Source organism: Paenibacillus arenosi (genome assembly GCF_014841135.1).
Lineage (GTDB): Bacteria > Bacillota > Bacilli > Paenibacillales > Paenibacillaceae > Paenibacillus_B > Paenibacillus_B arenosi.
The window spans coordinates 98,214-123,931 of the sequence record NZ_JACYTN010000008.1; the positions used below are offsets into that span (position 1 = coordinate 98,214).

24 protein-coding genes are annotated in these 25,718 nt (G+C 43.1%); 3 read left to right on the forward strand and 21 right to left on the reverse strand.

Translation table 11 applies throughout. The features are described 5' to 3' along the window. Positions 1-6: 6 nt before the first annotated feature. Positions 7-1,092 (reverse strand): sporulation protein YunB, encoded by a 1,086-nt coding sequence (yunB, locus tag IFO66_RS12675; RefSeq protein ID WP_225445728.1) that lies wholly within the window; start codon positions 1,090-1,092, stop codon positions 7-9. A 172-nt stretch (positions 1,093-1,264) separates the two neighbouring features. After that, positions 1,265-1,630 carry an AMP-dependent synthetase and ligase gene (locus IFO66_RS12680; RefSeq protein ID WP_192025496.1) on the reverse strand — a complete coding sequence of 122 codons (366 nt, stop codon included), beginning with the start codon at positions 1,628-1,630 and terminating at the stop codon, positions 1,265-1,267. 168 nt (positions 1,631-1,798) lie between these two features. Here IFO66_RS12680 and IFO66_RS12685 point away from each other — a divergent pair, with 168 nt between their 5' ends. Further along, positions 1,799-2,509, forward strand: coding sequence for a 4'-phosphopantetheinyl transferase family protein (locus tag IFO66_RS12685; protein ID WP_273015371.1), 711 nt, complete (start codon positions 1,799-1,801; stop codon positions 2,507-2,509). A 128-nt stretch (positions 2,510-2,637) separates the two neighbouring features. Here the strand turns inward: IFO66_RS12685 and IFO66_RS12690 are convergent, their stop codons facing one another. From IFO66_RS12690 to IFO66_RS12730, 9 genes are all read right to left on the reverse strand, one after another. Beyond that, positions 2,638-3,390, reverse strand: coding sequence for an iron ABC transporter ATP-binding protein (locus tag IFO66_RS12690; protein ID WP_192025497.1), 753 nt, complete (start codon positions 3,388-3,390; stop codon positions 2,638-2,640). Continuing rightward, positions 3,387-4,451, reverse strand: a complete 1,065-nt coding sequence (locus tag IFO66_RS12695) for an iron chelate uptake ABC transporter family permease subunit (protein WP_192025540.1) — start codon at positions 4,449-4,451, stop codon at positions 3,387-3,389. Before IFO66_RS12695 ends, IFO66_RS12690 begins: the two co-directional genes overlap by 4 nt. Beyond that, on the reverse strand, positions 4,451-5,464 hold the full coding sequence (locus IFO66_RS12700) for an iron chelate uptake ABC transporter family permease subunit (protein WP_192025498.1): 1,014 nt from the start codon (positions 5,462-5,464) through the stop codon (positions 4,451-4,453). Before IFO66_RS12700 ends, IFO66_RS12695 begins: the two co-directional genes overlap by 1 nt. 19 nt (positions 5,465-5,483) lie before the next feature. Further along, positions 5,484-6,494 carry a siderophore ABC transporter substrate-binding protein gene (locus IFO66_RS12705; protein ID WP_192025499.1) on the reverse strand — a complete coding sequence of 337 codons (1,011 nt, stop codon included), beginning with the start codon at positions 6,492-6,494 and terminating at the stop codon, positions 5,484-5,486. A 547-nt stretch (positions 6,495-7,041) separates the two neighbouring features. Further along, positions 7,042-7,800, reverse strand: coding sequence for a hypothetical protein (locus IFO66_RS12710; protein ID WP_225445739.1), 759 nt, complete (start codon positions 7,798-7,800; stop codon positions 7,042-7,044). 261 nt (positions 7,801-8,061) lie between these two features. Next, positions 8,062-9,939, reverse strand: a complete 1,878-nt coding sequence (locus tag IFO66_RS12715) for a M56 family metallopeptidase (protein WP_192025501.1) — start codon at positions 9,937-9,939, stop codon at positions 8,062-8,064. Continuing rightward, positions 9,939-10,352: a BlaI/MecI/CopY family transcriptional regulator gene (locus IFO66_RS12720; protein ID WP_192025502.1), complete on the reverse strand. Its 414-nt coding sequence runs from the start codon at positions 10,350-10,352 to the stop codon at positions 9,939-9,941. The genes IFO66_RS12715 and IFO66_RS12720 overlap by 1 nt, the downstream gene beginning before the upstream one ends. A gap of 243 nt (positions 10,353-10,595) precedes the next feature. After that, the gene (locus IFO66_RS12725; RefSeq protein WP_225445729.1) at positions 10,596-11,420 is read right to left on the reverse strand and encodes a TrmH family RNA methyltransferase; all 825 of its coding nucleotides are present in this window, start codon (positions 11,418-11,420) and stop codon (positions 10,596-10,598) included. After that, on the reverse strand, positions 11,417-12,085 hold the full coding sequence (locus IFO66_RS12730) for a potassium channel family protein (RefSeq protein WP_028593997.1): 669 nt from the start codon (positions 12,083-12,085) through the stop codon (positions 11,417-11,419). Before IFO66_RS12730 ends, IFO66_RS12725 begins: the two co-directional genes overlap by 4 nt. Before the next feature lie 172 nt (positions 12,086-12,257). Here IFO66_RS12730 and sspI point away from each other — a divergent pair, with 172 nt between their 5' ends. Further along, positions 12,258-12,479, forward strand: a complete 222-nt coding sequence (sspI, locus tag IFO66_RS12735; protein ID WP_192025503.1) for a small acid-soluble spore protein SspI — start codon at positions 12,258-12,260, stop codon at positions 12,477-12,479. Positions 12,480-12,577: 98 nt separating this feature from the next. Here sspI and IFO66_RS12740 read toward each other — a convergent pair whose 3' ends face one another. The 3 genes from IFO66_RS12740 to IFO66_RS12750 form a co-directional block, all read right to left on the reverse strand. Then, positions 12,578-13,639: a MerR family transcriptional regulator gene (locus IFO66_RS12740; RefSeq protein WP_192025504.1), complete on the reverse strand. Its 1,062-nt coding sequence runs from the start codon at positions 13,637-13,639 to the stop codon at positions 12,578-12,580. Between the two features lie 215 nt (positions 13,640-13,854). Beyond that, a complete protein-coding gene (locus IFO66_RS12745; protein ID WP_192025505.1) occupies positions 13,855-15,135 on the reverse strand; it encodes a MerR family transcriptional regulator in 1,281 nt (426 codons plus the stop codon). Positions 15,136-15,327: 192 nt separating this feature from the next. Then, the gene (locus IFO66_RS12750) at positions 15,328-16,914 is read right to left on the reverse strand and encodes a peptide chain release factor 3 (RefSeq protein WP_192025506.1); all 1,587 of its coding nucleotides are present in this window, start codon (positions 16,912-16,914) and stop codon (positions 15,328-15,330) included. A gap of 160 nt (positions 16,915-17,074) precedes the next feature. Between IFO66_RS12750 and IFO66_RS12755 the strand changes: the two genes are divergently transcribed. After that, positions 17,075-18,436 carry a flavin-containing monooxygenase gene (locus IFO66_RS12755; protein ID WP_225445730.1) on the forward strand — a complete coding sequence of 454 codons (1,362 nt, stop codon included), beginning with the start codon at positions 17,075-17,077 and terminating at the stop codon, positions 18,434-18,436. A 184-nt stretch (positions 18,437-18,620) separates the two neighbouring features. Here IFO66_RS12755 and IFO66_RS12760 read toward each other — a convergent pair whose 3' ends face one another. The 7 genes from IFO66_RS12760 to IFO66_RS12790 form a co-directional block, all read right to left on the reverse strand. After that, complete coding sequence (locus IFO66_RS12760; protein ID WP_192025507.1) at positions 18,621-19,097, reverse strand: hypothetical protein; 477 nt, start codon at positions 19,095-19,097, stop codon at positions 18,621-18,623. Between the two features lie 35 nt (positions 19,098-19,132). Beyond that, a complete protein-coding gene (locus IFO66_RS12765) occupies positions 19,133-20,122 on the reverse strand; it encodes an ABC transporter ATP-binding protein (protein WP_192025508.1) in 990 nt (329 codons plus the stop codon). Next, entirely contained in the window at positions 20,109-21,122 is a 1,014-nt protein-coding gene (locus IFO66_RS12770; protein ID WP_192025509.1) for an ABC transporter ATP-binding protein, read from the reverse strand. The genes IFO66_RS12765 and IFO66_RS12770 overlap by 14 nt, the downstream gene beginning before the upstream one ends. Before the next feature lie 92 nt (positions 21,123-21,214). Then, a complete protein-coding gene (locus IFO66_RS12775) occupies positions 21,215-22,060 on the reverse strand; it encodes an ABC transporter permease (RefSeq protein ID WP_192025510.1) in 846 nt (281 codons plus the stop codon). Positions 22,061-22,075: 15 nt separating this feature from the next. Next, a complete protein-coding gene (locus tag IFO66_RS12780; RefSeq protein ID WP_192025511.1) occupies positions 22,076-23,026 on the reverse strand; it encodes an ABC transporter permease subunit in 951 nt (316 codons plus the stop codon). A 110-nt stretch (positions 23,027-23,136) separates the two neighbouring features. Further along, positions 23,137-24,726, reverse strand: coding sequence for an ABC transporter substrate-binding protein (locus IFO66_RS12785; RefSeq protein WP_192025512.1), 1,590 nt, complete (start codon positions 24,724-24,726; stop codon positions 23,137-23,139). 355 nt (positions 24,727-25,081) lie between these two features. Next, the gene (locus tag IFO66_RS12790) at positions 25,082-25,705 is read right to left on the reverse strand and encodes a cyclase family protein (RefSeq protein WP_028593992.1); all 624 of its coding nucleotides are present in this window, start codon (positions 25,703-25,705) and stop codon (positions 25,082-25,084) included. Positions 25,706-25,718: the final 13 nt, after the last annotated feature.

A 25,718-nucleotide genomic window follows, 5' to 3' on the forward strand; every position in this document is an offset into this window, starting at 1 on the left:
ATGTAATTAATGGCCTTCACCCGTGGAGACACCCTCACTCGTACCCGTGGACGAATCGTTCCCACTCCCCTGAGTAGAACCGCTAGATGGCAGTGTCACACCCGGTGATACCGTGATCCCTCTGCTTTGTTCTGGAGCAGTTGGCGGTTGAGCAGGTAATGACAATGCTGGAGCTTGATCTGAATTGGTACCGACTGGCTTTCCTTTGCCATCATAGTAATACATCGGCACATCGCCCACAACGAGCATATAGGAAATAGGGATTTCTGTTTCTACAACCTCAGGCTCCATATCGAATGGAATCACAATCGCTACCTCTTCCACGACTTTTATATACACTTCAACAAGCACCATATTAATGCCCACTTCCATCGGCCTTGTATCCAATTCAACCTTCACAGCGCCTTGCGGCTCCATCTTTACAGGGATGCGTGGACCAAATGAAGCAATCAACGCACTGCCTAATGCTTGACCGAGCGGAATATGATCATGAAATTCTTCTGTGGAACGCAGTGCAGTTTGAACAATATTAGCCGTCTCCGAAGTAATGCGCATATGTTCGTTATAATTTAAAATGAAACTAGTCACTTTTCCTCGATTATCCGTCTTCCATTCAATAAGCTTATCCAGCTTCCTCCCTTGCGCTACTTGGTCACTAATCGCTTTGTTTATCGCTTGTGTTGCCATTTGCTTAATGCGAATTTTCGCCAGATGCATAACCGGCCCTCGAACATGCTTATCCACATAGAGAAACAACTGCACACTTAGCAGCATAAAAATAATGAACGCAATAAACCAAACTCTTCTCCTGCGTTTCGGTTTAGGAGGCGCGCTTTTCCAACCAGTTCCTGCATAACGCATTGACCTTGCAGATGAAGATGAATAGTCAGAGACAACTGCATCACGGCCTGATTCATTACTTAACGACGAAGATCTTGATGACCAACGCCTCGTTCCTTTCCATCTCTTCTCATTCCATTGGCTATTCACTCTCGGCTTCGTAAACAGTGCAGTTCGTCCCCAGCGACGATGCCGTTTCATCGACAAACTCTCCAATATACGCTGTAACCACGATCGTCTTCCCCAGCCCATGTCGTTCCCCCTTTTCCAGCAAGCTTGGGCAACTGTAATGTTCCAATGTATGCAAAAATAAAACAAAAAAGAAGACAGCCCCACTGACTTCGTCTGCATCACTAGCGATCCAGACTCTATTCAGGCGTGCTGTCTCTATAAGTACGAGATATCGTCTCACATCATTACTGACTTAATACCCTCTATAATCAGAGGTATAGGAAGTGGAATTCACATTCGGAACAGAATGATGAATATAGTTTACTTGAGGCTGTACATGTGCAACCAACCCTGTCGAAGGATAACCACTGGACGCTGCATGCGCTTGATGCGCAAGATGAATAATTTGCTGCAACTGCTGTATCGCGGTTTGATGTCCTTGAAGTGCAGTTTGGATGACATTAGCCGCATGCTGCTCAATCTTCGCAAGTTCCTGCAATCGCGCAGCGTTCTGCTGCTCCTGCTGCAACAATTGTTGATATTTTTGCGTTGCAGCATTCGTTTGCTGAATTAATTGCTGCGCAAGCTGTTCGATTTGATACGTATTTGTATGTGTCATAGGGCATTCTCCTTTTCAATCATAGATTGGAAATGGCATCCTCCCTATCATGCCTCGCATGTCTTTTTTTATGCACATCCGATATTCTTTTTCTACCTCCCTGTACCATGACATGATATATAATGGATAAATACGCATATAACCACATGTTACTGGGGGATCAAATCGATGCAAGAAATTATCGCAGTAACCTCTTTTTCTAATATGGATGACAAATGGTTCGAACAGTCACTACAGCTTCTGCCTGCAGACAAGCAGCAAAAAATATCCCGCTACATGCGAAAACCTGATCAGCTTAGAGCTCTTATTGGCGAAGTAACCGTTCGTCTTTATGCGATGTCCAGAACCGGACGATCCCATGATCAACTGCATTTTGGCACCAACACATATGGCAAACCATTTTTGCAGGACGCTCCAACTTTCGCTTACAATGTTTCTCATTCAGGGGATTGGGTTGTATGCGCCATAGATGAAACAGAGGTTGGTATTGATGTAGAGCATATTCAGCCCATTGACCTTGCTATAGCAGAACGATTTTTTTCTAAGGAAGAAGTGTTCGATCTGCTCGCCTTGCCTGAGAACGAACGTCAGGACTATTTCTTTGACTTATGGACACTAAAGGAGAGTTATATTAAGGCCGTAGGAAAAGGACTATCCATTCCTCTCAATTCGTTTTCATTTAAGCGTGCCGACGGACAATTCACTTTTCATTCCGATACTGATCCTATTCCTTGGTATGTGAAACAATATCAGCTAGACTCGCAATATAAATCGGCTGTTTGTGCAGGGCATAATCGTTTAGCAGTTGAGCCGATTAAGCGTGATGCTTCTGAACTGTGTGAGGAGTTTATACGGAAAGTAACTTTGTGTAAGTTGTAATAGTTGTTAGTAGTTCTATTTACGTTTATATAATATATAAAGAGCCCTAAAGACGTTTGAACATTGAAACCTTCAAACACCTTTAGGGCTCTTTAGCAAGAGACGTATCTTTCAGTATACTTATAAAGCTAATAAATCGCTATCGGACCATATGGACCATCAAGAATTTCTATTTTCGTTTCAAAAATATCTGTCAATATGTCTGGTTTCATAATCTCTTCCACTGTTCCAAAAGCAGCAATTTGTCCATTTTTCATCGCACAAATTCGATCTGAATATTTGGCTGCAAAATTGATATCATGCATAACAGTTAGAATTGTTCTTCCAAACTCATTAGCAGCATGTCTCAAATGCTCCATCATTTGAACCGAACGAGCAATATCAAGATTGTTCAACGGTTCGTCCAAAAGTACATATTCCGTCTCTTGGCACAAAACCATTGCCACATATGCCCTTTGCCTTTGACCACCTGAAAGCTCATCTAAATATCTATTTTCTAGATCAGTCAGCTCTAAAAAATCGATATATTTCGAAATAATAGCTTCATCCTCTTTCGTTAACCTTCCCTTTGAATAAGGAAAGCGCCCAAATCCAACGAGTTGTCTGACCGTAAGCCTCGTTACAAAATGATTTTCTTGTCGCAAAATAGTGATTATTTTGGCTAAGTCTTTCGATTTAGATGTAGTAACATCCATATTGGCGACCATAATTTGACCTTCATCCATTTCCAAAAGTCTGCCAATCATCAAAAGTGTCGTAGACTTTCCAGCACCATTGGGTCCAATTAAAGAAGTGAATCCAGCTTTTGGTATTTCAATATCCAAAGGCCCTATTTTAACATTATCCGTATAAGACTTTCTAACATTATTAATTTTTATCATAGAGCCCTCTTCCTTAAAATTACAGTTAAGAATAAAATTCCACCGAACAGCTCGATAATAACGGAAACTACACCTTGAGCATTAAATACATGATACATCAGAAAATACGCACTCGTTAATATCAAAAATCCTATCGCAAGAGCCATTGGAAACGTATATCTATGGTCATAAGTTGGCGCTGCTTGATAACTCAACGTTGCTACTAAAAATCCATAGAAAGTAAGTGGTCCGATTAAAGCCGTTGAAATGGACATCAACACAGAAACTAATATAAGCGTATAAATGATACTAGACTGATGTTTCACTCCAAAAGCAGTAGCCGCATCCTTACCAAGTGACAACACATTTAATTTCTTAGAATAGGCAAGCAGCAACAAAGCTGCAACGATTACGATTGGAATGACAATTGGATAATAATCAGCATCTGCATTATTAACAGAACCAAACAATCTTGCCTGTAAAATATCAAATTCAGACGGTGCAAGAAGTCTTCTCATAAACGTTGATACGGAGTTCAGCCCCGTACCAATAATAATGCCAACCAAAAGCATAAGCTGTAAGTTTCCATACTTTCCAGATAGCAACCATCCATAAAGGATCAAGCTCATCAAAATCATAAGAACAACTTGAAATAGAAATGATCCAGTACCACTAAAATTGATTAATGCACCAGCACCAAAGAAAAATACGGTACTCGTTTGAATAGTTGAGTAAAGGGATTCAAACCCTAACAGTGAAGGAGTAATAATCCGATTATTCGTAATCGATTGGAATGCCACTGTCGCCAAGCTCTGACAAACTGCAGCAATAATCATTGCAATAAGAGCTTCTATCCTTCTCATAACAATTGGAATAAAAGAAGGTGAATCTATTGGAACTGGATTGTTATAAACTAACAGGCCGTAGGAAGAAAGAAGGCCCAAAACAATCAATGTAATTAGCAACATCCAATAACGTTTTTCATCTTTCTTAGAACGAAAAGCTCTAGCTGATCTATTTGCATTATGAAGGCTAGATTTGATTTCGACATTTTCTTTATTTCTATATGCCAATGCGTTCATCATAGCCTCCTACCTTTTCTTTGTCTCAATAAAATAGCAATAAATACGACTGAGCCTAATGTTCCAAGTATTAAAGAGACAGGCACTTCAAAAGGCATGATAATGGTTCGAGAAATGATGTCACAGAACGTTATCGTCCCCATGCCTATCACGCATACCCAAGGCAAATTACTTCTAAGATCGTCTCCCCTGAACATGGAAACAATATTAGGGACAATTAAGCCTAAGAAAGGTAAGTTACCAATAACAGCCGTAACAATGCCAACTGCAAAAGAAATAAGACCCGTAGCAAAAAGAATAAGCCTACCATAATTTACGCCAAGACTTGTTGCTACATCTTCTCCTAGTCCTGCCAAAGTCAATCTATTAGCAAACATAAAAATGAGCATAGTAACGATAATGATTAGCCACAAATATTCATATCTTCCAATTTGAACAGAGGCAAAAGAACCTACAAACCAACTTTCAATACTTTGCGTCTTTTGAAACAGGAGTCCCAAAAAAGTGGAAACTGCAGAAATGACTGCTCCAAGCATCAGCCCAATGATCGGGACAATTAAAGACGAACGAAGCTTAACTCTTCTTAAAAATAAAAAGAAAATCATAGTTCCTATGAAAGAAAAAAGGATTGCACCAGTCATTCTTAAAACTAAACTTGGGGCCGGAAATAATAAATAAACAGAAAGGAGTCCTAAACCTGCCCACTCAGTAGTTCCCGTTGTGGTAGGTTCAACTAAACGATTCTGTGTAATAAGTTGCATGACGAGACCTGCCATTGCCATGGCAGCACCAGTAAGCATTAATGCAACTGTTCTTGGAACACGAGTTATGAAAAACATATCCCAGCCATCTGCTTGTCCACGTATATCATAAACTCCAGTAAACAGTGAGATAACCCCTAAAATAATAACAACAAAAATAGCTAGTATAAAAGGTTTTGTCCATATTTTATTGTGGTTATAAAACTGGGGTTGAGAATTAATCTCAACCCCAGTTCCAATATTGTTCGGCACTATGTTATGCTCCTTTACACTACTTACCTAATGTGTTCGCAAAGTTTTGAAATAACTCCAAATACGTTTGGATGGATTCATTTGTGTAAGTGTCAGCTGGTGCATAAACGATATTTCCTTTAGAAACAGCCGTTGTTTTTTGAAGTGCCGGTGATTTGTCAATAACATCCTGAGCAGGAACTTTATTCGTTTCACCAGATACTGCAGCATCGCGATCTAGTACGAAAATCCAATCAGGATTACTTTGTGCAATGGCTTCAACAGAAATTTCATCACCTTGATGATCGGTAGAACTAGCTTTAACTTCTAATGCCGGAGTCCATCCAAAAATCTCATACATTGGTCCCCAAACACGTCCAGAACGAGGAGCTGAATAACCAATATCTCCACCAGAAACGATAACACTCATCACTTTATCTTTTCCATTATAGGCAGCCTTAGCATCTGCGATAGCTTTATCAAAATCAGCTACTAATTTGTTAGCCTCTTCATTTTTATCAAAGATTTTTCCGAGCGTAATTGTAGAATTTTTAAGTCCATTTACCAAGTTTTCTCCAGGCTTCTCAGCGTCCTTAGAAATATCTACATTCAGATCAATGACAGCTGCCTCTGGTACTAATTTTTTAATATCTTCATAATGGCCAGCAAATCTTTGACCAACAATGACAAGGTCAGGGTTTGCAGCTGCAATAACTTCAAGGTTTGGTTCACGGTGATTTCCAACATCTTTAACTTTTTCGTTAGTCACATATGGTGAATCCGCAGGCATTACAGGCTTTGGAACAGCCGCTAACTCAATATTCCAATCAGCTAACGTTTCAAACGTTCTATTATCCAAAGCAACTACAGTTTTAGGGTTTACAGGAACATCAACCGTTCCATGAGCATCAGTGATTTGAACGGTTGCAGGTTTAGCAGCCTCTTTTGCTGTCCCATTCGTTTCAGGTTTAGTTTCATTACTTGAGTTCGAGCAAGCTGCCAACATCACAACTAAAATTGCCATAAAGATAGTAAATTTAAACTTCTTCATTACTTATACCTCTCCCCTTATATATAAACTAAGTAAACAAACAAAATGATTGAATTGACAAAATTAATGATAATGATTATCAATGTCAATTTCTACTCAATTATATCAGCTCAAAAAATAATATCAACCCTGAATTTTTCAATAAACTATATAAAATTTCACGACAAGCTTTCATAATCCTTAAAATTTGAAGCAAAATCTTGTGAATTTCATTATTTATTACTCTGTTAGGTATGATCGCTACTGAAAATACAGAAGTCTTGCTCGTAGAATGGATTTTTGGAGGCAGTACAGCCGTTTGTATTGGACTGTTCGGATGGTATTTTGGCGGGTCGATCGGATTTTCTGATGACGTGGATGTATCAATTATCACAGCACAACTACGAGAAACCTGTAGGGTTGAAGAACATATACACTCGCAAAGGGACATCCTTTGAAATTACAATTCCAAAAACTTAGCCGTTTTGCTCCTATTTTTGAGCCCATGCAATCCAATTTCAGACTGCATGGGCTTCTATTTATATACGAACTCTCCACACCTATGCAATTATTTCTTTACTGCTGCTTTAAGGATCTCGATCATCTGTTCCTTCTTCATATCAGCTTTCGTTGAAATACTGTAATAGTATTTACCGGTACCATACCAGAACACGTATTTTGGCGTATTCGGATCTGGACCTTTTTTTCTTTTCTTATCATAGGGATGTTCATAAACGAAACCTTTCAACTTGAGATAGTTCCCACTCGCCGTATACTGATTAATAGTCAACTCGTCTTTCCCGTTCGTATAGGTTAAATGGACTCTCCCGACTTCTGTCCAATCCATCTTTTTGGTGTACACGATTTCCCCACTCTTTTTAGCCTCTTCCAGCAAATCATCGAAGAACTTTCCCTCGAATGGTATTTCAATTCGCGCGCTGACAAATTTATATCCTTCTGGCAGATTGGAAGGCTGCTGCAAGACGGGATTTTTGAACTTGGTAATTCTTTTAGCGTAATCTTCGTATGTAGTAAATCGATTCCCTTTATAATCGCTGAAAGGACGAAAGGGAACTCCACTATTTAACTGTCTAAACTTATTAAACACCATAATATAAACATCACTTGGATCTTTAACAAGAGCTTGAACTCTCTTCATCTCACTCTTTATATGCTTCTTTTCCTCTGCCGTCGGTGCCTTTTCTGCTGCTTTTTTAGCAATTGATTGTTGAGTGGATGTGAAAAATATCGCTTCTGTCGTCGTACTCGTCACAGAACCAAACAGTAAAATACTACTCAATGTCGCAATTGCTACTTTTGTTCCCATATTCACTTTTACTTGCCCCTCTCATGTGTTCATTTCACACGCTTATTAACTACATCTGTAGTTAATATTGATATACTACAACTGTAGTTGATTGTTGTCAACCTATTTTATGGGAAATAAATTTAATTTTTCTTGCTTCCTAATAACAAAACTCGTTCTCCCTCTAAGCCCAGCGTGTCTGGTCAAGGAACAAAAAAAGCCCATTTAGTCCTATTTTGGACTGCATGAGCTTTTACACGAACGCACTATATCGAGCTTATTTTACTTTTTCACAGAAGCTTTCAGGATTTCAATCATCTGTTCCCTTGTCATATCCGATGTTGTTGAAATGCTGTAATAGTATTTGCCGGTACCATACCAAAATACGTACTTTGGAATATTCGAATCTGGTTCTTTTCTTGTTCGCTTATCATAAGGTTGTTCGTACTCAAATCCTTTTAGCTTCAGGTATTCTGCACCAGCTGTATATTGATTGAGAATCAGCTCGTCCTTTCCATTCGTATATGCAAGCTGGATTGCCGTCTCTTTCCATTCAAACTTCTTGGTGAATACAGGTTTCCCACTCTTCTTACCTTCAGCTCTCAGGTCATCATAGAACTTTAGCGGGATCCTAATCTCCCCTCTAGTAAACTCAAAACCTTCTGGCAAATTTGCAGGCTGCTGTATAGTAGAACTCTCCAAAGTAGCAACTTTATTTATGTAATCCTCATAGGTCGAAAATGTTTTCCCAACCATATCTCCATAAAAGTTAAAACGATGCCCGTTGTTCGCTTGCTTGTCTTTAAAGTAGATAGCGTAGCCATCACCAGACTCCTTAACCAATGCTTCTACCCGCTTAATCTCGTTATCGATAAACTTCTTGTCATCCAAATGGATATTAGACATAACTACTTTATTATCTACAATCGATATTGGCTGAGGCTGCTCCACATGTACGTCCATCGCTTGGGCTTGAGGTACCAACAAAGCATTGCTGCTCGTCTCTTCTACCAACGTCACCTTGCTCTTCGCATCTACGAGCGTCACACTGCTAAGGGCAACAATCGTAGCAATGCCGAATACCGACAACTGATATGATTTTTTTCGAAAATGTTTGATCATCAGCAGTCTCTTTTTCATTTGCTTATGTGTCGCTGATAGGGCGGCTAATCCCGGTCGATGTTTAGTTCCTGAAAAATACTCCAGCACTTGAATTATCGTCTGCCCATAGACATGGTTTGGCATGGAACCAAGCCGATCCAGCACACAAGCATCACAAGCCATCTCCTGATCCTGTCGTGCTCTATGCAAAGCCAACCATAGCAATGGATTGAACCAATGTAGAATGAGGACGATGTGCAGTATCCAATTCACCGCCACATCCCAGCGCTTAATATGAGCAAGCTCATGCCCCAAAATATATTGAAGCTGCTCCTGTTTCAAAGAGATAAGCAGCGTGGGCGATATAGCTACTGCAGGTTTAAAAAAACCGACTGCAGCTGGTTCAGGCAGATGGCCCGACGCTATAAAGCGCACATCCCTTTTCACACCAAATATTTGCTTCGTCTCCTCAAACATCGCTAATAAGCGTGACGAAGTAACCTCACGACCCGCTCGCAGCGCTCGCTTCAAACGAAGCTGATCATAAATCGTCTTTAGCGTAAGGACCAATACACCTGCAAGCCAAACCAGCATGAACGTATCTATAACGCTCAAGTTCCAACTCAACCAAGAACCGTTATCACGACTACTTTCCAATTCATATGGATCGTGAGAACTCAACATAGACGCTCCACTCACAATAAGATTGTTATCTTCCGAACGGAAAGAGCTTCTGTTATCATACGCTGTCTCTCTTGTCCCCGCGGCTCCCTGCCACCTTTCATCCGCAGCAGTTGGAGCAATACTTTGCTGCAACTCAGGTGCTATAGCATTGGCAGGCAGCATATTGTACAAGCTAAGCGAAGACTCTGGCGCCCATGGGAGCAGCAAACGAATCACCACAGGCAGCCAGAGCAAATAAGTCCATCTCGCTCCAAGCTTATTTTTCAACAGAAATTGCAGGGTAAGTACAAGTACGACCAGAATGCCAGCCATTATTGATCCACGAATAACCCAATCAAAAATCTCCATTAAGCTTGCATGCAAGGATGGACTCATTAGTTCTCTCTCTTTCCTTGTTGATCATCACTGCCAGTCTCATCAAATAAAGCCTTCAGATCCTCAATTTCCTTTGCATTTAACTTTTTATCTTGTAGGAAATTGGCTAACATCGGTTTCAATGATCCACCATACAGCTTTTTCATAAATGATTTCGTTTCAGAGCGCAAATACTCTTGCTCACTAATAAGTGGGTAAAATAAATAGCTGCGTTTCGATCCCTCTTCTGGCTTTGTGCCCGCCGCTTCCTTTTGTACCAATCGGCTTAACAGCGTTCTAGTCGTATTTGGACTCCAACCCATGAGATCAGCCATTTGATTCACGACCTCACTGGAAGGGCAATTCGGCTTAGCCCAAAGTACACGCATCACTTCCAGCTCCGCATCCGTAATGAGTGGTATTTGTTGTGTCATCCATGAAACCTCCAACATCAAATTAAAAAAACAACACTACAGCTATAGTTATATATAGATACTACAAATGTAGTTGTTCATTGTCAACATGCGGTTCACAAATAATTATTACTATCTTCGTTGTCGCAAAAATAACACTCTTCAATTGTTTAGCAAAAAACAAAAATAGCGTCAAAGCCCTCATAAATCAAGAACTTTGACGCCATCCGCAAATATAAATACATTCGCAAACCCGCAATTACGTTACCTATAATGCCGCTGACGCATCGCCTCATACAGCAGCACAGTTGTCGCCATAGCAACATTCAACGACTCCGCTTGTCCCTGCATCGGGATAATAACAGACTCGTCTACCAGCGACTGCACCTGCGGTGAAACGCCCTTACCTTCATTGCCGACAACCAACCATGTCGGCTGACAGAAATCAAAAGAATAGCAAGAATGCTCCGCTTGCAAGCTTGTGCTTACAACGCATACGCCTTGTTCCTTCGCTTCTGGCAGAAGTTCCAACAGATCCCCTTCCACGACAGGAAAATGGAACATGGAGCCCATCGTTGAACGAACCGTTTTGCTGTTATATACATCGACCGTTCCGCGACCAATAAGCACGCCTGTCGCACCTACTGCATCCGCCGAACGAATTATGGTACCAAGATTACCCGGATCTTGCACACCATCCACAACGACAACTAATGCCTGTTTTGCCTCAAATAGTTGTCTCCAGTTCAATTCAGGCTTGCGCATAACCGCAAACACAGATTGAGGTGTTTCGGCGTCTGTGCACTTGCGAATGACCGCGTCCGTAACCGCAATCCATTCAATGGGCTCAGCACTTGCTCCTGTTCCCGTTTCCTTCAAGTAGGAAGTCAGTTCCGGAGGCAGCCCTCGCTCCTGATCAAACACAACGCTCTCTACAGGTGCGCCAGAGCGCAGCGCTTCTTGTACAAGATGAATGCCTTCGGCAATATAGCGCCCTTCGCGGTTACGGAATTTCCGATCTTGCAATTGTGCCCACTGCTTAACGCGTGGGTTACTTACTGATGATATCGTTATAAATGATGTACTCATAATTCCGACAATGCCAACTCCAATTTATTAAGATGATCATTTTGACCGACGATGACCATCACATCTCCTTCACGAAGACGATAATCAGCTAATGGTGAAATATTAATATGCCCATTATTTTTGATCGCCATGATGTTGCAGCCGAAGCGCGCACGAATATCCAGCTCAATTAAGTTCTGTCCAACCATGTTTGTCGAAGCACGCATGTCTACAATACTGTGATCGTCAGACAATTCGATGTAATCCATAATGTTCGGTGAAATTAAGTTATGTGCAACACGCGTTCCCATATCCCGCTCTGGGAATATGACCTTGTCCGCACCAATTTTGCTTAACACTTTGCCGTGAAGCTCATTTTGCGCCTTTGCAACAAGCATCGGTACGCCAAGATCTTTTAGTATAAGTGTAGTCAAAATACTTGCTTGAATATCCTGACCAATCGCAACGACGACAACGTCAAAATTACGTATGCCAAGCGCCTTAAGCGCTTCTTCTTCCGTAGAATCCGCCGACACCGCATGTGTAACCATGCTCGCTACTTCTTGTATTTTCTGCTCACTTGAATCGATCGCCAATACTTCAAAGCCCATTTTGCTCAAGCTGTTAGCAACACTAGATCCAAAGCGGCCCATGCCAATTATCGCATATTGCTTCTTGACTGCCATCGGTTCACCTTCCCGTTCATTTCAGTTACATGCTGCCTTTATTATAACACAGCGTAACAAGGCCTGTCCCAAGCGCTCTGACGTATAGTTTTCCTTTATACAGCCCTCGCATACATGGATCACAGTCAATAAGGTTAAGCTATAGAGGATCATTGCAAAAGGAGGTTGTCCCGTGAACGTACTTATTAACTTGCGCCAAGCTATTATTCAAAAAGTAACGGATAAATCAGATGCAGACATCGAAGATATGATTGTCGGATCAGTGGATGGCGATGAGAGAGCTCTGCCTGGGCTAGGTGTTCTGTTCGAGGTCATCTGGAAACAAAGCAGTGCTGAACAGAAACAGCAATTTATTCAAATTTTGCAGCAAAAGCTCAGTAACGCGCCTTCGTAAAAATTTCAGTAGTCGTCGAGTAACGATAGGATCTACAACATACTTTGCCCAAGCAAAAGACACGGCATGCCCCATGCAAGCCGTGTCCTGTCTCTATCTCATATCAATTTTGTCGCATAAACAATGTGCACCAGCTCGCCTATTTGCTCTGCCCCTGTATCATAGCCATTTGCCTTCCACCAAGCGAGCAGCCTAGAACGATCCGCATAATATTCATCTTCGATCCAAGTAATCTCATCCTCTTGTCCTCTTTGCTTAAGCATCGCATAATAAGATTCACGATGAGCTTCATTTTCGAACATAAGGTCAGATATAGCTACCCTGCCCCCTGGGACAAGTACTTGGTCGATCTCTTGCAGCGCGATCAGTTTCTGCTCATCCGTCAAATGATGAAGCGCATAAGTCGATACAACAAAATCAAACGTCTCATTTACAACAGGCAGGGCCATCATATTGCCGAGCAGCAGTCTGAACGCTGGCCATTTCTCACGACAACGATTGAGCATTTGCTCAGACTGATCAATACCAGTCATTATCGCTCCATTTTCCGCACAGCGTGCTGATAAATTCCCAGTTCCAATGCCCAAGTCGAGTCCTTTATTTCCTGGCTCGATTCTGGCGTAGTCGCAAGCTCGCTCCAAAGCTTTTTTATAATCTGCATGAACGTGATAAGCATCCTCCCCAACATTACTTACTTTTTCATCATAATGATCAGCCTGACTATCAAAATTCCATCGATCTTCCCATGAATTGCGCATTGTATCGATGCGCTTGGCTTGTTCTGCCGCTTGTTCGAATGTCATAAAAAAAATTGCCCCTTCCGTATCTTCTGAAATGTGAATCAATTGATCCATCTGCTGAACCAGCAGCTTTAGCTGAACAATTTCCTCTACAAATGATTTGCGTCGCCGCATCATATGTACTCGTATCGCTGCCATATCGCCTGCCAAGGCTTTATCTAAACAATTGCGGATCTCTTCTATGGAAAGCCCTAACTCCCGCATCCAGCTGATTAACCTTAACCGTTCTATATCTTCGACTCTAAATGTACGATATCCGTTATCTTCCTTCTGAATAGGCGCCAGCAATCTACGTTCTTCGTAATATCGAATCGAGCGCGTGCTCATTCCTAACATTCGCGACACATCTTGTATTTTCATAGTGACGTCACCAATCCATTCTGTCGTTATCACGTGATAAATGTATTGTAAACGTTGACGTGGCGTCAACGTAAAGCATTAATTTCTATTTTTTTCATATGTAAAATAAAATGCATAAACCCTAAGAAATTTACGCTATATGTGTACCTAATAAACATCTCGTCTAAATAAAAACACGACCTGCCATCTGCAGACCGTGCCTTGTCATCCCTATGTTATTTCTGTTTGACTGCGTAAACAATTGAGGTCCATGTATCCAACTGCTCCATATCCGCTTCGTATCCATTAGAACGCAGCCAAGCCAGCAGCTTGGAACGATCCGGATAATCAACCTTGCTCAATTTCTCAATTTGATCCTCACTTCCTGATTGTCTTACCTCTGCATAGTAAGATTGACGATGTGCCTCATCTGCAAACATCATGTCGACGAGAACCAATCTACTTCCTGGCACAACGACTTGATCCATTTCTAGCAAGGCAATATGCTGCTGCTCTTCGGTCAAATGATGAAGCGCAAACGACGAAACAACAAAGTCGAACGTCTCATTTACAACAGGCAAAGCCATCATATTACCTAACAGCAATCGAACAGATGGCCATTTTTCCCGACAGCGCTCCAGCATCTGCTCCGATTGGTCAACTCCTGTCATGATAGCTCCCTTGGATAAACAACAGGCAGCTAAATTGCCCGTACCGATACCTAAGTCCAATCCATGATCTCCAGCTTTAATATTCGCAAGTTCGCTTGCTCTCTGCAAAGATCCGTTATAATTTACAGGACCATGTGAATGCCCATGTGAGTGATTATGATTACTCGAATGGCCCTGCCCATGTGCTTGTTCTTGGGAATGAGCGTGGCTATGGCCATGTGTATGTTCTGCTGAATGAGCATGACTGTGGTGATGAGCATAACCACAACCATGTGATTGACCATGACTGTGCGTATTAGCTTCTGCATGATCATGAGCGTTTGCTTGTGCATGCTCTTGGTGCTCACATGTAGGTGCATGCTTACGCTTCACATCTTTCACTTGTGTATCATACTGCTTAGCTAAGCTATCAAAATCCCATTTATCCTCCCACGAATTACGAGCTTGCTCAACCCGTTTCGCTTGTTCTGCCGCCTGCTCTAATTTCATCGCTAACCATGTCCCTTCCGTATTTTCTGATGGATGAATCAACTGATCCATCTGTTGAATTAACAGCTTCAACTGCACAATCTCCTCAACAAATGCTTTGCGACGCCGCATCATATGAACTTTCATCGCTGCCATATCTCCAACCATCACTTCATCTAAACAGCCGCGTATGTCCTCGATAGACATCCCAAGTTCGCGCAGCCAACCAATCAACCTTAACCGCTCCACATCCTCCTCCCGGAATATGCGATAGCCGTTATCCTCCTTCAAAATAGCACCTAGCAATCCACGTTCTTCATAATAGCGGATGGAACGTGTAGTCATTGCTAGCTGCCGCGACACATCTTGTATTTTCATAGTGACGTCACCTCTTCAAAATGTTCCGATAACACGTGTTAGCTATATTGTAAACATTGACGCAGCGTTAATGTAAATCAGGTAGTTATTTCCTGCAAACTTCAGTGTATATGTGAACACAAAAAAAAGCTCCTCACCATAACGATGAAGAGCTCTTTCCATTTTAATAACCTATTATATCCGTTAAACGCCTTACGGTGCAGTCTCAAGGAATTTCACATCTGGCATTTTTTCCATAGCGGTACGCATTGCATACTCGTTTTCGAACAGTGCAACAAAGTTATCTTTCTTATCTTTAACAAGCTGAGAGTTGATACGGAACTTCGTCGGATCGATTTGCGAACCAACTACCCAACGAGCAAATTGGAATCCTAGACGCTGCAATTGCACATCTACCCCATACTCCGCTTTCATACGATGCTCAAATACTTCAAACTGAAGTTGACCAACAACGCCGAGGATCGTTTCATCGAACACACCTGCATTGTGGAATACTTGAATCGTACCCTCTTCTGTCAGTTGATCTACACCTTTTTGGTATTGCTTGTGCTTCAATGCATTTTTCACCGTTACACGAGCAAAGATTTCAGGCGAGAACGTTGGCAGCTCATCAAATACAACCTCAGAACCTTGGCTCAAGCTGTCACCGATACGGAAAATACCCGGATCGAACAAACCGATAATATCGCCTGGGAACGCCTCATCCACGATATCACGATCCTGTGCTAGGAACTGCTGTGGCTGTGCCAGCTTAATATCTTTACCAGCACGAACATGCCTTACACTCATACCGCGTTGGAATTTGCCTGAACAAATACGCAAGAATGCAATACGATCGCGGTGCGCTGGGTTCATATTCGCTTGAATCTTGAACACATAGCCAGAGAATTTCTCGTTCGTCGGGTCAACTTCACCGGTAGTCGATTGACGCGGTGCTGGCGACGGTGCAAGTTTAAGGAAGTTCTCCAAGAACGTTTGCAAACCAAAGTTGTTGATCGCACTTCCGAAAAATACAGGCGTCAATTCGCCGCGCTTCACTTTTTCATAGTCAAACTCGTCCCCTGCTACATCAAGCAGCTCCAACTCTTCGCACAGTTGATCATGCAAGAACTCGCCCGCCATCTCGCGGATATGCGGATCACGGTAGTCTTCAACCTTCTGTACTTGAATGTTGGAATGATCATCGCCTTGGAATAGCTCAACCTGATTATTCATGCGGTCATAGACCCCACACAGGCCACGGCCCATACCAATTGGCCAGTTCATCGGCACTGAGCGAATACCAAGTACTTGCTCCAACTCTTCCAATAGTTCGAACGGACTGCGACCTTCACGGTCAAGCTTGTTAATAAACGTAAAGATCGGAATTCCACGCTTCGCACATACTTGGAACAACTTAATCGTCTGTGCCTCGACACCCTTAGCAACGTCAATCAACATGACCGCGCTGTCTGCAGCAGTCAATGTACGGTACGTATCTTCACTGAAGTCTTGGTGACCAGGCGTATCCAAAATGTTAATGCGGTGTCCATTATAGTCAAACTGCATAACCGAGGAAGTTACAGAGATACCACGCTGCTTCTCGATCTCCATCCAGTCACTTGTTGCGTGCTTGCTTGCTTTTCTCGCCTTAACTGTACCTGCAAGGCGGATTGCTCCTCCGAATAGAAGAAGCTTCTCTGTTAATGTTGTTTTACCCGCATCCGGGTGAGAAATGATAGCGAACGTACGACGCTTCTCAACTTCTTGCTTTAATTGTTCCGTTAAGGATTTGCTCATTATTTTAGCCCTCTCATCACAAAATCACGTATCTCCTATTGTAACACAAAATAGAAAGCCTCATAAATGGGGCGACCAATTCTTTTTCTGACTTTTCTAATATTCAAATAATATTAATAATGTTATAATAATAAAAAATTTGATAGGGAGGCTGTTCGATATGACACATGTAACGAATACAAATGTAGCCCATTTATCGAGGCAATCAACGATGCCTTCACAGTCATCAAGTTCAAGTATTACTAATGTGCCTGCCTTATCTAAAAGTAATGCATATTCAGGAACAAGCCTGTCCTCTAACCTATCTATGTTCTCATTTAGTCACGAAGTTATCCATAACTATACAGCCGCTCATGATACTCTTGACCTAGTCATTATTGGTGCAGGGCAGGCAGGATTAGCTCTCGGTGCACGAATGAAAGAAATGAATTCAGCAATGTCCATGCTCATCTTGGATCGACAAGCACAAGTAGGAGATAACTGGCGCAGCCGCTACGATTCCTTGAAGTTATTTACACCTCGCAAATACAGCCAGCTTCCTGGCCTTCCACTGTCAGGTGATCCAGAAGGCTTCCCGAACAAAGATGAAATGGCCGACTACATGGAGCACTATGCGGAGCATAACGAGCTTCCAATTTTAAGAAACTGTGATGTAACGTCTGTACAACTTATTAATCAAAATCATACAACGAGCACACATAACCATCAACCGCAACAAGAACCGACACATGAAATATCCGCACAGCTACAAACTGATCAGCCATGCAGTGGTGGCAGGTTCCATCTCATGATTCACGGATTTGATAAGCCGCTGTGCTGCAAACAACTCGTATTGGCACATGGGGCTTTTTCTGTGCCTTTCGTTCCCGAATGGGCCCAGCAGATTAGTCCTTCCATTATGCAGATCCACTCCAGCTCCTATTTGCGGCCTGATCAGTTGCCGACAGGTATCGTGCTTGTTGTAGGTGGCGGTAATTCAGGAGCACAGATCGCTGTTGAGCTGTCACGTACGCATCAAGTAAGCTTTTCCGTACGCTCCCCCATACGCCATCTTCCGCTTCGAACACTCGGGCGAAGTACGTTCGAATGGATGGATACACTAGGTTTTTTACATGCCCCTACCGATAGTTGGCGGGCTCGTTTACTGCGCAAACAAGGTGATCCCCTGTTCAGCTATGAATTAAAAGAAGCACTGGATACTGGAGACATTCAATTGATGAAGGCAGCAGAAGCTTGGGACAATGCTTCCAGTTCCATCGTATTCGCAGACAGCTCTACCTTGTCCCCTACGTCAATCATATGGGCAACTGGATTCAAACAAGATCATGATTGGCTCAAGCTTCCTAATTTACGCAATTCACAAGGTCACATAATGTACCGTGGCCATCATACCCAGATTCCCGGACTGTTTGTAATCGGCATGCCATGGCAGCAAGCAAGAAGCTCCGCTCTCATCTGTGGCGCAGGTCGGGACGCAGTGAAGCTCGCCGTTGATATTGTAGCAAACGATGACATAAGCTAACATTCGCTTCAAAGGTTCAAACGTAAATGGAGACTCCACATTATAAATGCTAGAACAAAATATATACGACATACCTAGCAAAACTCGAAACTCAACACGCAAAAAAGCAGAGTGAACAAGCTCTTCTTTCGAAGCTCATCCACTCTGCTCTTATTTACTTACAATCGGTAATAATATCGTTGCGTTACGATTCAGTTAGCTTTGCTCTAACAGCTACGTCGATCACACGAGATCGTGTGGAAGCAATTTGCTCATGCTCAACTTCGTCAATAACGACCCAGTTGCGGGCAATAACTTGCTTCAATTCTGTGATTTGAACCGCACTCAATTTCAATCCGTTGAAGCGACCATCGCCGACCTCATAATCCTCTTCAGCTACAATATCGTATTTATAACGCAGCCACCATTTGAGACCATTAACCGTATTAAAGGTTAGACGATAGCCTTCACGAATCGCCTGCTCCAATGGTTCGCCATGCTTTTTGGCGTAAGAAATCCAATCCTCATACGTAAAATGTTCCGTTGCTGCTCTCTCTAGCCGTGGTACATCATTCGCCGTAACAATATCGAGCAGCTCTTCCGTCGTAAACCCTGCTTGACGCGCACGTTCCAATAAAATAGCCGTACTTTGCGAGATTACCGCTGTAATGGTCATACTCATAACACATTTCCCCTTCCTATTCACAGGTATGCACTTTACGCCTCATGAAGATGGCAGGACGCATAATGCTGTGGAGCAATTTCACGCCATGCAGGTGTTTCTTGTCGACAGCGCTCCGTCGCATATGGGCACCGGGAGGCAAACGAACAGCCAACCGCCATACTCAACGGGCTTGGCAGCTCACCCTCTAGAATCGGAGGCGGCTGCATTTCCTGCTTCGGATCAGGATGCGGAATAGCTGCCAGCAGCGCTTGCGTATAAGGATGGGCAGGACGTTTATACAGCTCGTCACTTGGCGCGAGCTCTACCAGCTTGCCCATGTACATAACGCCAATTCGATTCGAAATATGGCGCACCATCGATAGATCATGAGCAATAAACAAATACGTTAAGCCGAGCTCCGCTTGAAGGTCCTCCAGCATATTTACAACCTGAGCCTGCACCGATACATCCAATGCCGATATCGGCTCATCACACATCACGAACTCTGGTTGCACCGAGAGGGCACGTGCAATACTAATTCGCTGCCGCTGACCACCGCTGAACTCATGCGGATAACGGTTCGCATGTTCAGGTTTCATGCCGACCTTGTCCAGCAGCGCGAGTACACGATCGCGCTGCTCAGCCTTCGTACCTTGCCGATGAATGTCCATCGGCTCACTAATCAACTGCGTCACGTTCATACCCGGATTCAATGAAGAATACGGGTCCTGGAATATCGTCTGCATTCGCTTGCGGAATGGCTTCAATTCCCGCTCTTTCATTTGCGCCACATTATGACCATCGAACCAAATCTCTCCGTCCGTCACATCGTGTAAACGAACAATGCTGCGCCCAGTCGTTGACTTTCCACAGCCCGATTCACCTACCAAACCAAACGTCTCGCCGCGGTGAATGGTAAAGCTAACATCATCAACAGCCCTTACAACTTGCTGCGAACGACCGAACAAGCTTTTTTTAGCAGCATAATGCTTGTTAAGCCCTTTTACTTCAATTAACACGTTATTCGCATTACTCGTGCTCATGTCCACCGACCTCCTCGTACACAGCCGCTTCTTCCTGCCCAGCATACCAGCACAAGGCACGATGGGACGGTCCTGCTTCTACATAAGACGGAAGCTCGTGGCACCGTTCTGTCGCCACTGTACAGCGTTCCATAAATGGGCAGCCGCTAGGTGGATGCAGCAAGTCTGGCGGTGAACCGTCAATCGCCATTAACCGTTCCCGCACACCTTCCTCTACACGCGGGATCGAACGAAGCAGCCCTTTCGTGTAAGGATGCTGTGGTCGTTCGAAAATATCTTCAACCGTACCTTCCTCCATAATAAGGCCGCCGTACATCACAATAATTCGCGTACATACTTGCGCCACCACGCCCAAGTCATGCGTAATCAAGAGAATGGATGTCTTCGTTGTATCACTTAAACGCTTCATCAAGCTTAAGATTTGAGCTTGGATCGTTACATCCAACGCCGTTGTAGGCTCATCGGCAATTAGCAAATCCGGCTCACATGACAGAGCCATCGCGATCATAACACGCTGCCGCATCCCGCCGCTGAATTCATGCGGATATTGATCGATGCGCTTCTCAGGTGAAGTGATACCAACTTGCCGCAGCAATTCAATTGCTTTCTGGCGGGCTTCCGCACGGCTAAGTTTGCGATGACGGCGAAGTACTTCCATCAGCTGCGTTCCTACCTTAATAACCGGGTTCAATGCCGTCATCGGATCTTGCGAGATCATTGCGACTTGATTACCGCGAATTTCACGCAGACGCCGCTCAGACATTTGCAGCATATCTTCCCCACGGAATTGCACGACTCCACCCTTAATAACACCAGGCGAAGGAATCAATCGCAAAATGGATTTCGCCGTTATCGTCTTGCCGCTTCCCGATTCACCGACTATACCGACAATATCCCCTTCACGCACCGTGAAGCTGACTCCACGAACCGACTGGACTTCACCAGCTTGCGTATGAAACGACGTTTGTAATTGTTGAACAGCTAACAATGGTTCAGTCATAGGACTCACCCCGTAGTCTTATATCTTCTTTTTCACAAAGCACATTTTCTATCATCAACAAATTCATATAATAAGCTGCGCTATTCCTAAACCTATCTGCGATTTGCCTTCGGCTCAAACGCTGTGCGCAGTACGTCTCCCAAGAAGTTGAACGACAGTACCGTCAACAAGATTAAGAAGCCTGGGAATAGTGCCATATAAGGAGCATCCCCGATATATCCTTGCGCATTGTTCAACATACTTCCCCAAGAGGAGTTCGGCGGTTGAATACCAAGTCCAAGGAAACTAAGTGAAGACTCCATCATAATAGAAGAAGCAATCGAGATTGTCGCTGCCACAATAATCGTTGGCATCATGCTCGGCACGATATGCTTCACGATAATTTTAAAGGCACTTTGACCTGACACACGCGCGTACAGGACATACTCCCGCTCTTTCACAGACAGCGTTTCAGCCCGTACAATACGCGCAATATTCATCCAACTGAGCATCCCGATAATGATAATAATCGTTGAAATGCCTGGCTTCAAATACGCATTCAAAATAAGCATTAAGAAGAATGACGGGATCGACATCAACACATCAACCATACGCATCAGCACATTATCAACCCAGCCACCAAAATAACCACTAATCGTTCCCACAGCAGTGCCTATTCCCACCGCGATAATCATAGAGAGAAATCCAACACTGAGCGAAACACGACCACCATATAGCGCACGAGCTAAATAATCTCGCCCGCGATCATCGGTACCAAACCAATGCGTCGCATTTGGCGATTGCAAACGTTCCGTTACGACCATCTTATTCGGATCATAGGGAGACAAAAAAGCAAATATCGAAGCCAACGTAAACACCACCAACACAACGAGTGCCGCAATGGCTAATTTCTGATGCTTAAACTGTGTAGCTACTTGTCGTAACTTCAGTGCATTCATATTCTAGTCACCTCATTACCTCATCGTTTTAATACGTGGATCGACGATCCCGTACAAAATATCAGCCAGCAAATTCCCGATCACAAGCATCACGGACGATATCATCGTAATCCCCATAATAACGGGGTAATCGAGTGCAAATACCGACGTAATACCTAGCGCTCCCATGCCAGGCCATGAAAATACCGACTCTGTAATGAACGCACCTGCTATCAATTCTGGGAACGACATTCCGAAAATGGTGATGACAGGAAGTAGTGTATTTTTGAGTACATGACGCACCAAGACCGTACCTGTCGTTGATCCATACGCATACTGAATTTGTACGTAATCTTCCTCAAGCTGACTAATCGTCTGAGAACGAATGTATCGCATATAGACAGAAACATTCATAAATACGAGTACCGTACACGGCAAAATTCCATGCTTCACAACATCCCAGAACGATGTAACCCCAATTGTTCGCATACCCATGCTCGGCAGCCATTGCAGCTTAACCGCGAATAAATAAATCAGCATAATACCGAACCAGAAACTCGGAATCGAAATTCCAATATACGAAATGAGACTTAGCACCTTATCAGCGGCCTTATTTTTACGAGCAGCTGCATACATACTTAATGGTACAGAGATGAGTAATGACAAAAAGAGAGCTGATCCCATCAAACCAATAGTCGCAGGGAGACGCTCCATAATGAGAGTCAACACAGGACGATGGTTTACTAAGGAATAGCCCCAATCACCTGACAACATGTTCACAAGCCACTGCCAATACTGTACATAAATAGGCTGATCCAGCCCCATGTTCTGACGGATGCGCTCCACATCTTCTGGACTCATATCAGGAGTAACGAACGAGCGTACTGGATCACCAGGAGCAAGTTTAATGAGTGCAAAAGATACGATCGAAATAACGATCAAGAGCGGTATCGCCTGTAAAATACGCCGTAAAATATATTTGTGCACAGGGAGTTCCCTCCATAAGGGAGCGCTGGCAAAATTGCCAGCGCTCATCATTGTGTTAGTTCAATTGTTTTGTTGAAGAATGATACAAACTCAATTCGTTTGAATTACTACTACTGTTGAATAAATACTTTGGACAAGTCTTCGAACATAACGACCGGCTTCGGACCGGCTTCTTGCAGCCCGCCAAATTTCTTATCAACTGCAATAATGGCATTATCATAAGCAATTGGATAAATCGTCATTTCATTCGCAACTGTCTGTTGGATTTGCTTATAAAGTTCTCCACGCTTCGCTGTGTCCATCTCTACAGCTGCTTGGTTCCACAAAGCATCGAACTCTGGATTTTTAAAATGAGAATAGTTATACGCTGCGTCACTCAAGTACAAAGACTTATAGCTATCAGGTTCATGTCCCATAATGTAACCGCCAAAAGAAAGATCATAAGCCGTGTTGTTCATATCCAAGGACATGTTACCAAACGCTCCAGAATCCAGCGCCATCAACTCTACGGTAATGCCTACTTCCCCTAACTTCTGCTGTACATACAACGCTTGTGTCTCATGAGCCTTATTTGTATTCACATAAGCTAGACGAAGCTTCAAATTGCTAGCTCCAGCTTGCGTCAGCAATTCTTTTGCACGCTCTACATTGTGCTCATACGTTTCTACTTCAGATGTATGGTACATCGTGTCTGGTGTGAAAATAGAAGCTGCTGGCTTCGCGAACTCTTCGGATAGATATGTTGCTGTAATAAGCTCTTTACGATCCAATGCATAAGCGATTGCTTGACGAACTTCTTTCTTCTTCATCACATCTACATTCAAGTTGTATGCCATATAGTTAAGACGACCTTCTGGGTACGTAACCATATTAAAACGATTCGTGCTGTTCAATTTGTTATGATCAACCGCATCAATTTTGCGCATTTGCAATTCACCATTTTGCAGAGCCATATTAGCTGCATTCGGATCTTTTGCGATGCGGTAAGTAACCGTATCTAGTTTAGGCTTGCCTGCAAAATAGTTGTCAAAGCGCTCAAGCGTGACATACTCACCCGCACGATACTCTTTAAATTTGAAAGGCCCAGAACCGATCGGCTTCTCATTTTTCTTACTCTTCTCTAGATCTGCTTCTCCTTCAAACACATGCTTCGGAATTGGAATAAAGCTAGCCAATACGCCTTCGAATGCAGCAGATGCTTGCGGAAGCTTGAACTCAACTGTCAGCTCATCAACCTTCTTCACTTGCAGCGGCTTGCCGTTGAAAATATAATTTGCGCGATCAGAACTGTGCTGCTTTTCATCCAGTACACTGTCCATTGTGAATACTACATCATCCGCTGTAATTGGCTTGCTATCATGCCAAGTCAATCCTTTGCGCAGCTTTAGCGTGTACGTTAAGTTGTCAGCAGACGGTGTGAGGCTTTCAGCCAACACAAACTTTTTCTCTCCATTGTGGTACGTATACAAATGCGAGAATAAAGACTGATTGATCGTCAAAGTTACACGGTCACCTGCATATACAGGATTCAATACACGAGGATCCTCTTGTACCGCTACAATTAACTGGCCCCCAGCTTGCGCTTGCCCTGTAGTAGTTGTAGTTGAATTGTTACTCGCTGGTGCATTTCCACCGCATGCTGTAACGATTACAGTAACTAGTGTTAATAACGCTGTTAACGATAACAATTTTCTTTTCATGACGTTTCCCCTCTCCCTATAAAAATGAACTTTTACGTTCATTACACCCATTCAATTACAGCTCAGTCATATGTTAAAATTAACTAAGCCCCCGTTAGAAATAAGTATAACAAGGTTTTAAAAAATGACAAGGATTTTTTCCTAGTTATTCGATAGGAATTAAAACTTTGTGAATTTTTACATAGCATGCTATTTTGTTCACATGATTGGCTATACGAATAATAGCGGCGACCGCATATGGTTACTTCCTACTTCCCACCATTGAACTATCTATCACTCATTTTCTTCATGAACTTCTTCATACACCAAAAACACCCCCTGCCAATAACCGCAGGGGGTGAATAGTATAACATGCTTATTTACCGATCAAGAGCGCTCGTGCTGGAGCAGCTTCAATGCCTGTTAGCTTCAACGGTGCAATGACCATGAAGTAAGTGCCTTGCTCAACTTCTTTGAGGCGCAAACCTTCAACGATAATTACGTTGTTGTTGAACAACGGACGATGAGTCGTATATTCTGGCTGTGCACGTTCGATACCAAGACCATCTGTACCTACGCCTGTTACACCCAACTCAATCAAATATTGAGCGCCATCTTCTGCAAGATAGACGAACTCGAAATCAAACTCTTCCGACAAGGAGTTACGAGTTTTCAGCAGTACCCAATCACCACGCTGAAGCCCAAATGGCTCCAAATCCGCACGTCCAATACCGCCTTCAACGTGTGTCAAATCAACAACACGCGCATTGCCAACCAGCTTGTCCAAGCCGATCGTTTCAATCGTCTCACCGTTCTCAATCATATGAAGCGGTGCATCGACATGTGTACCACAGTGCACGTCAATATCAATGCGGGACTCGTAAGCTTTTGCATTGGAGAAGTTCTGCACATTACGAATAATCGGCTTCTTCTCTTCTTTGTTTTTGTATACTTGTACATTCTCATCTATTGTCATGGAAATATCGTAAATTTTAAACAACGTTAGTTACCTC

What these genes read in the sequence shown, in the direction of transcription:
- yunB (WP_225445728.1), bottom strand. Translation starts at nt 1,092, where the DNA reads ATGGGCTGGGGAAGACGATCGTGGTTACAGCGTATATTGGAGAGTTTG.
- IFO66_RS12680 (WP_192025496.1), bottom strand. Translation starts at nt 1,630, where the DNA reads ATGACACATACAAATACGTATCAAATCGAACAGCTTGCGCAGCAATTA.
- IFO66_RS12685 (WP_273015371.1), top strand. Translation starts at nt 1,799, where the DNA reads ATGCAAGAAATTATCGCAGTAACCTCTTTTTCTAATATGGATGACAAA.
- IFO66_RS12690 (WP_192025497.1), bottom strand. Translation starts at nt 3,390, where the DNA reads ATGATAAAAATTAATAATGTTAGAAAGTCTTATACGGATAATGTTAAA.
- IFO66_RS12695 (WP_192025540.1), bottom strand. Translation starts at nt 4,451, where the DNA reads ATGAACGCATTGGCATATAGAAATAAAGAAAATGTCGAAATCAAATCT.
- IFO66_RS12705 (WP_192025499.1), bottom strand. Translation starts at nt 6,494, where the DNA reads ATGAAGAAGTTTAAATTTACTATCTTTATGGCAATTTTAGTTGTGATG.
- IFO66_RS12710 (WP_225445739.1), bottom strand. Translation starts at nt 7,800, where the DNA reads ATGGGAACAAAAGTAGCAATTGCGACATTGAGTAGTATTTTACTGTTT.
- IFO66_RS12715 (WP_192025501.1), bottom strand. Translation starts at nt 9,939, where the DNA reads ATGAGTCCATCCTTGCATGCAAGCTTAATGGAGATTTTTGATTGGGTT.
- IFO66_RS12720 (WP_192025502.1), bottom strand. Translation starts at nt 10,352, where the DNA reads ATGACACAACAAATACCACTCATTACGGATGCGGAGCTGGAAGTGATG.
- IFO66_RS12725 (WP_225445729.1), bottom strand. Translation starts at nt 11,420, where the DNA reads ATGAGTACATCATTTATAACGATATCATCAGTAAGTAACCCACGCGTT.
- IFO66_RS12730 (WP_028593997.1), bottom strand. Translation starts at nt 12,085, where the DNA reads ATGGCAGTCAAGAAGCAATATGCGATAATTGGCATGGGCCGCTTTGGA.
- IFO66_RS12740 (WP_192025504.1), bottom strand. Translation starts at nt 13,639, where the DNA reads ATGAAAATACAAGATGTGTCGCGAATGTTAGGAATGAGCACGCGCTCG.
- IFO66_RS12745 (WP_192025505.1), bottom strand. Translation starts at nt 15,135, where the DNA reads ATGAAAATACAAGATGTGTCGCGGCAGCTAGCAATGACTACACGTTCC.
- IFO66_RS12750 (WP_192025506.1), bottom strand. Translation starts at nt 16,914, where the DNA reads ATGAGCAAATCCTTAACGGAACAATTAAAGCAAGAAGTTGAGAAGCGT.
- IFO66_RS12755 (WP_225445730.1), top strand. Translation starts at nt 17,075, where the DNA reads ATGACACATGTAACGAATACAAATGTAGCCCATTTATCGAGGCAATCA.
- IFO66_RS12760 (WP_192025507.1), bottom strand. Translation starts at nt 19,097, where the DNA reads ATGAGTATGACCATTACAGCGGTAATCTCGCAAAGTACGGCTATTTTA.
- IFO66_RS12765 (WP_192025508.1), bottom strand. Translation starts at nt 20,122, where the DNA reads ATGAGCACGAGTAATGCGAATAACGTGTTAATTGAAGTAAAAGGGCTT.
- IFO66_RS12770 (WP_192025509.1), bottom strand. Translation starts at nt 21,122, where the DNA reads ATGACTGAACCATTGTTAGCTGTTCAACAATTACAAACGTCGTTTCAT.
- IFO66_RS12775 (WP_192025510.1), bottom strand. Translation starts at nt 22,060, where the DNA reads ATGAATGCACTGAAGTTACGACAAGTAGCTACACAGTTTAAGCATCAG.
- IFO66_RS12785 (WP_192025512.1), bottom strand. Translation starts at nt 24,726, where the DNA reads ATGAAAAGAAAATTGTTATCGTTAACAGCGTTATTAACACTAGTTACT.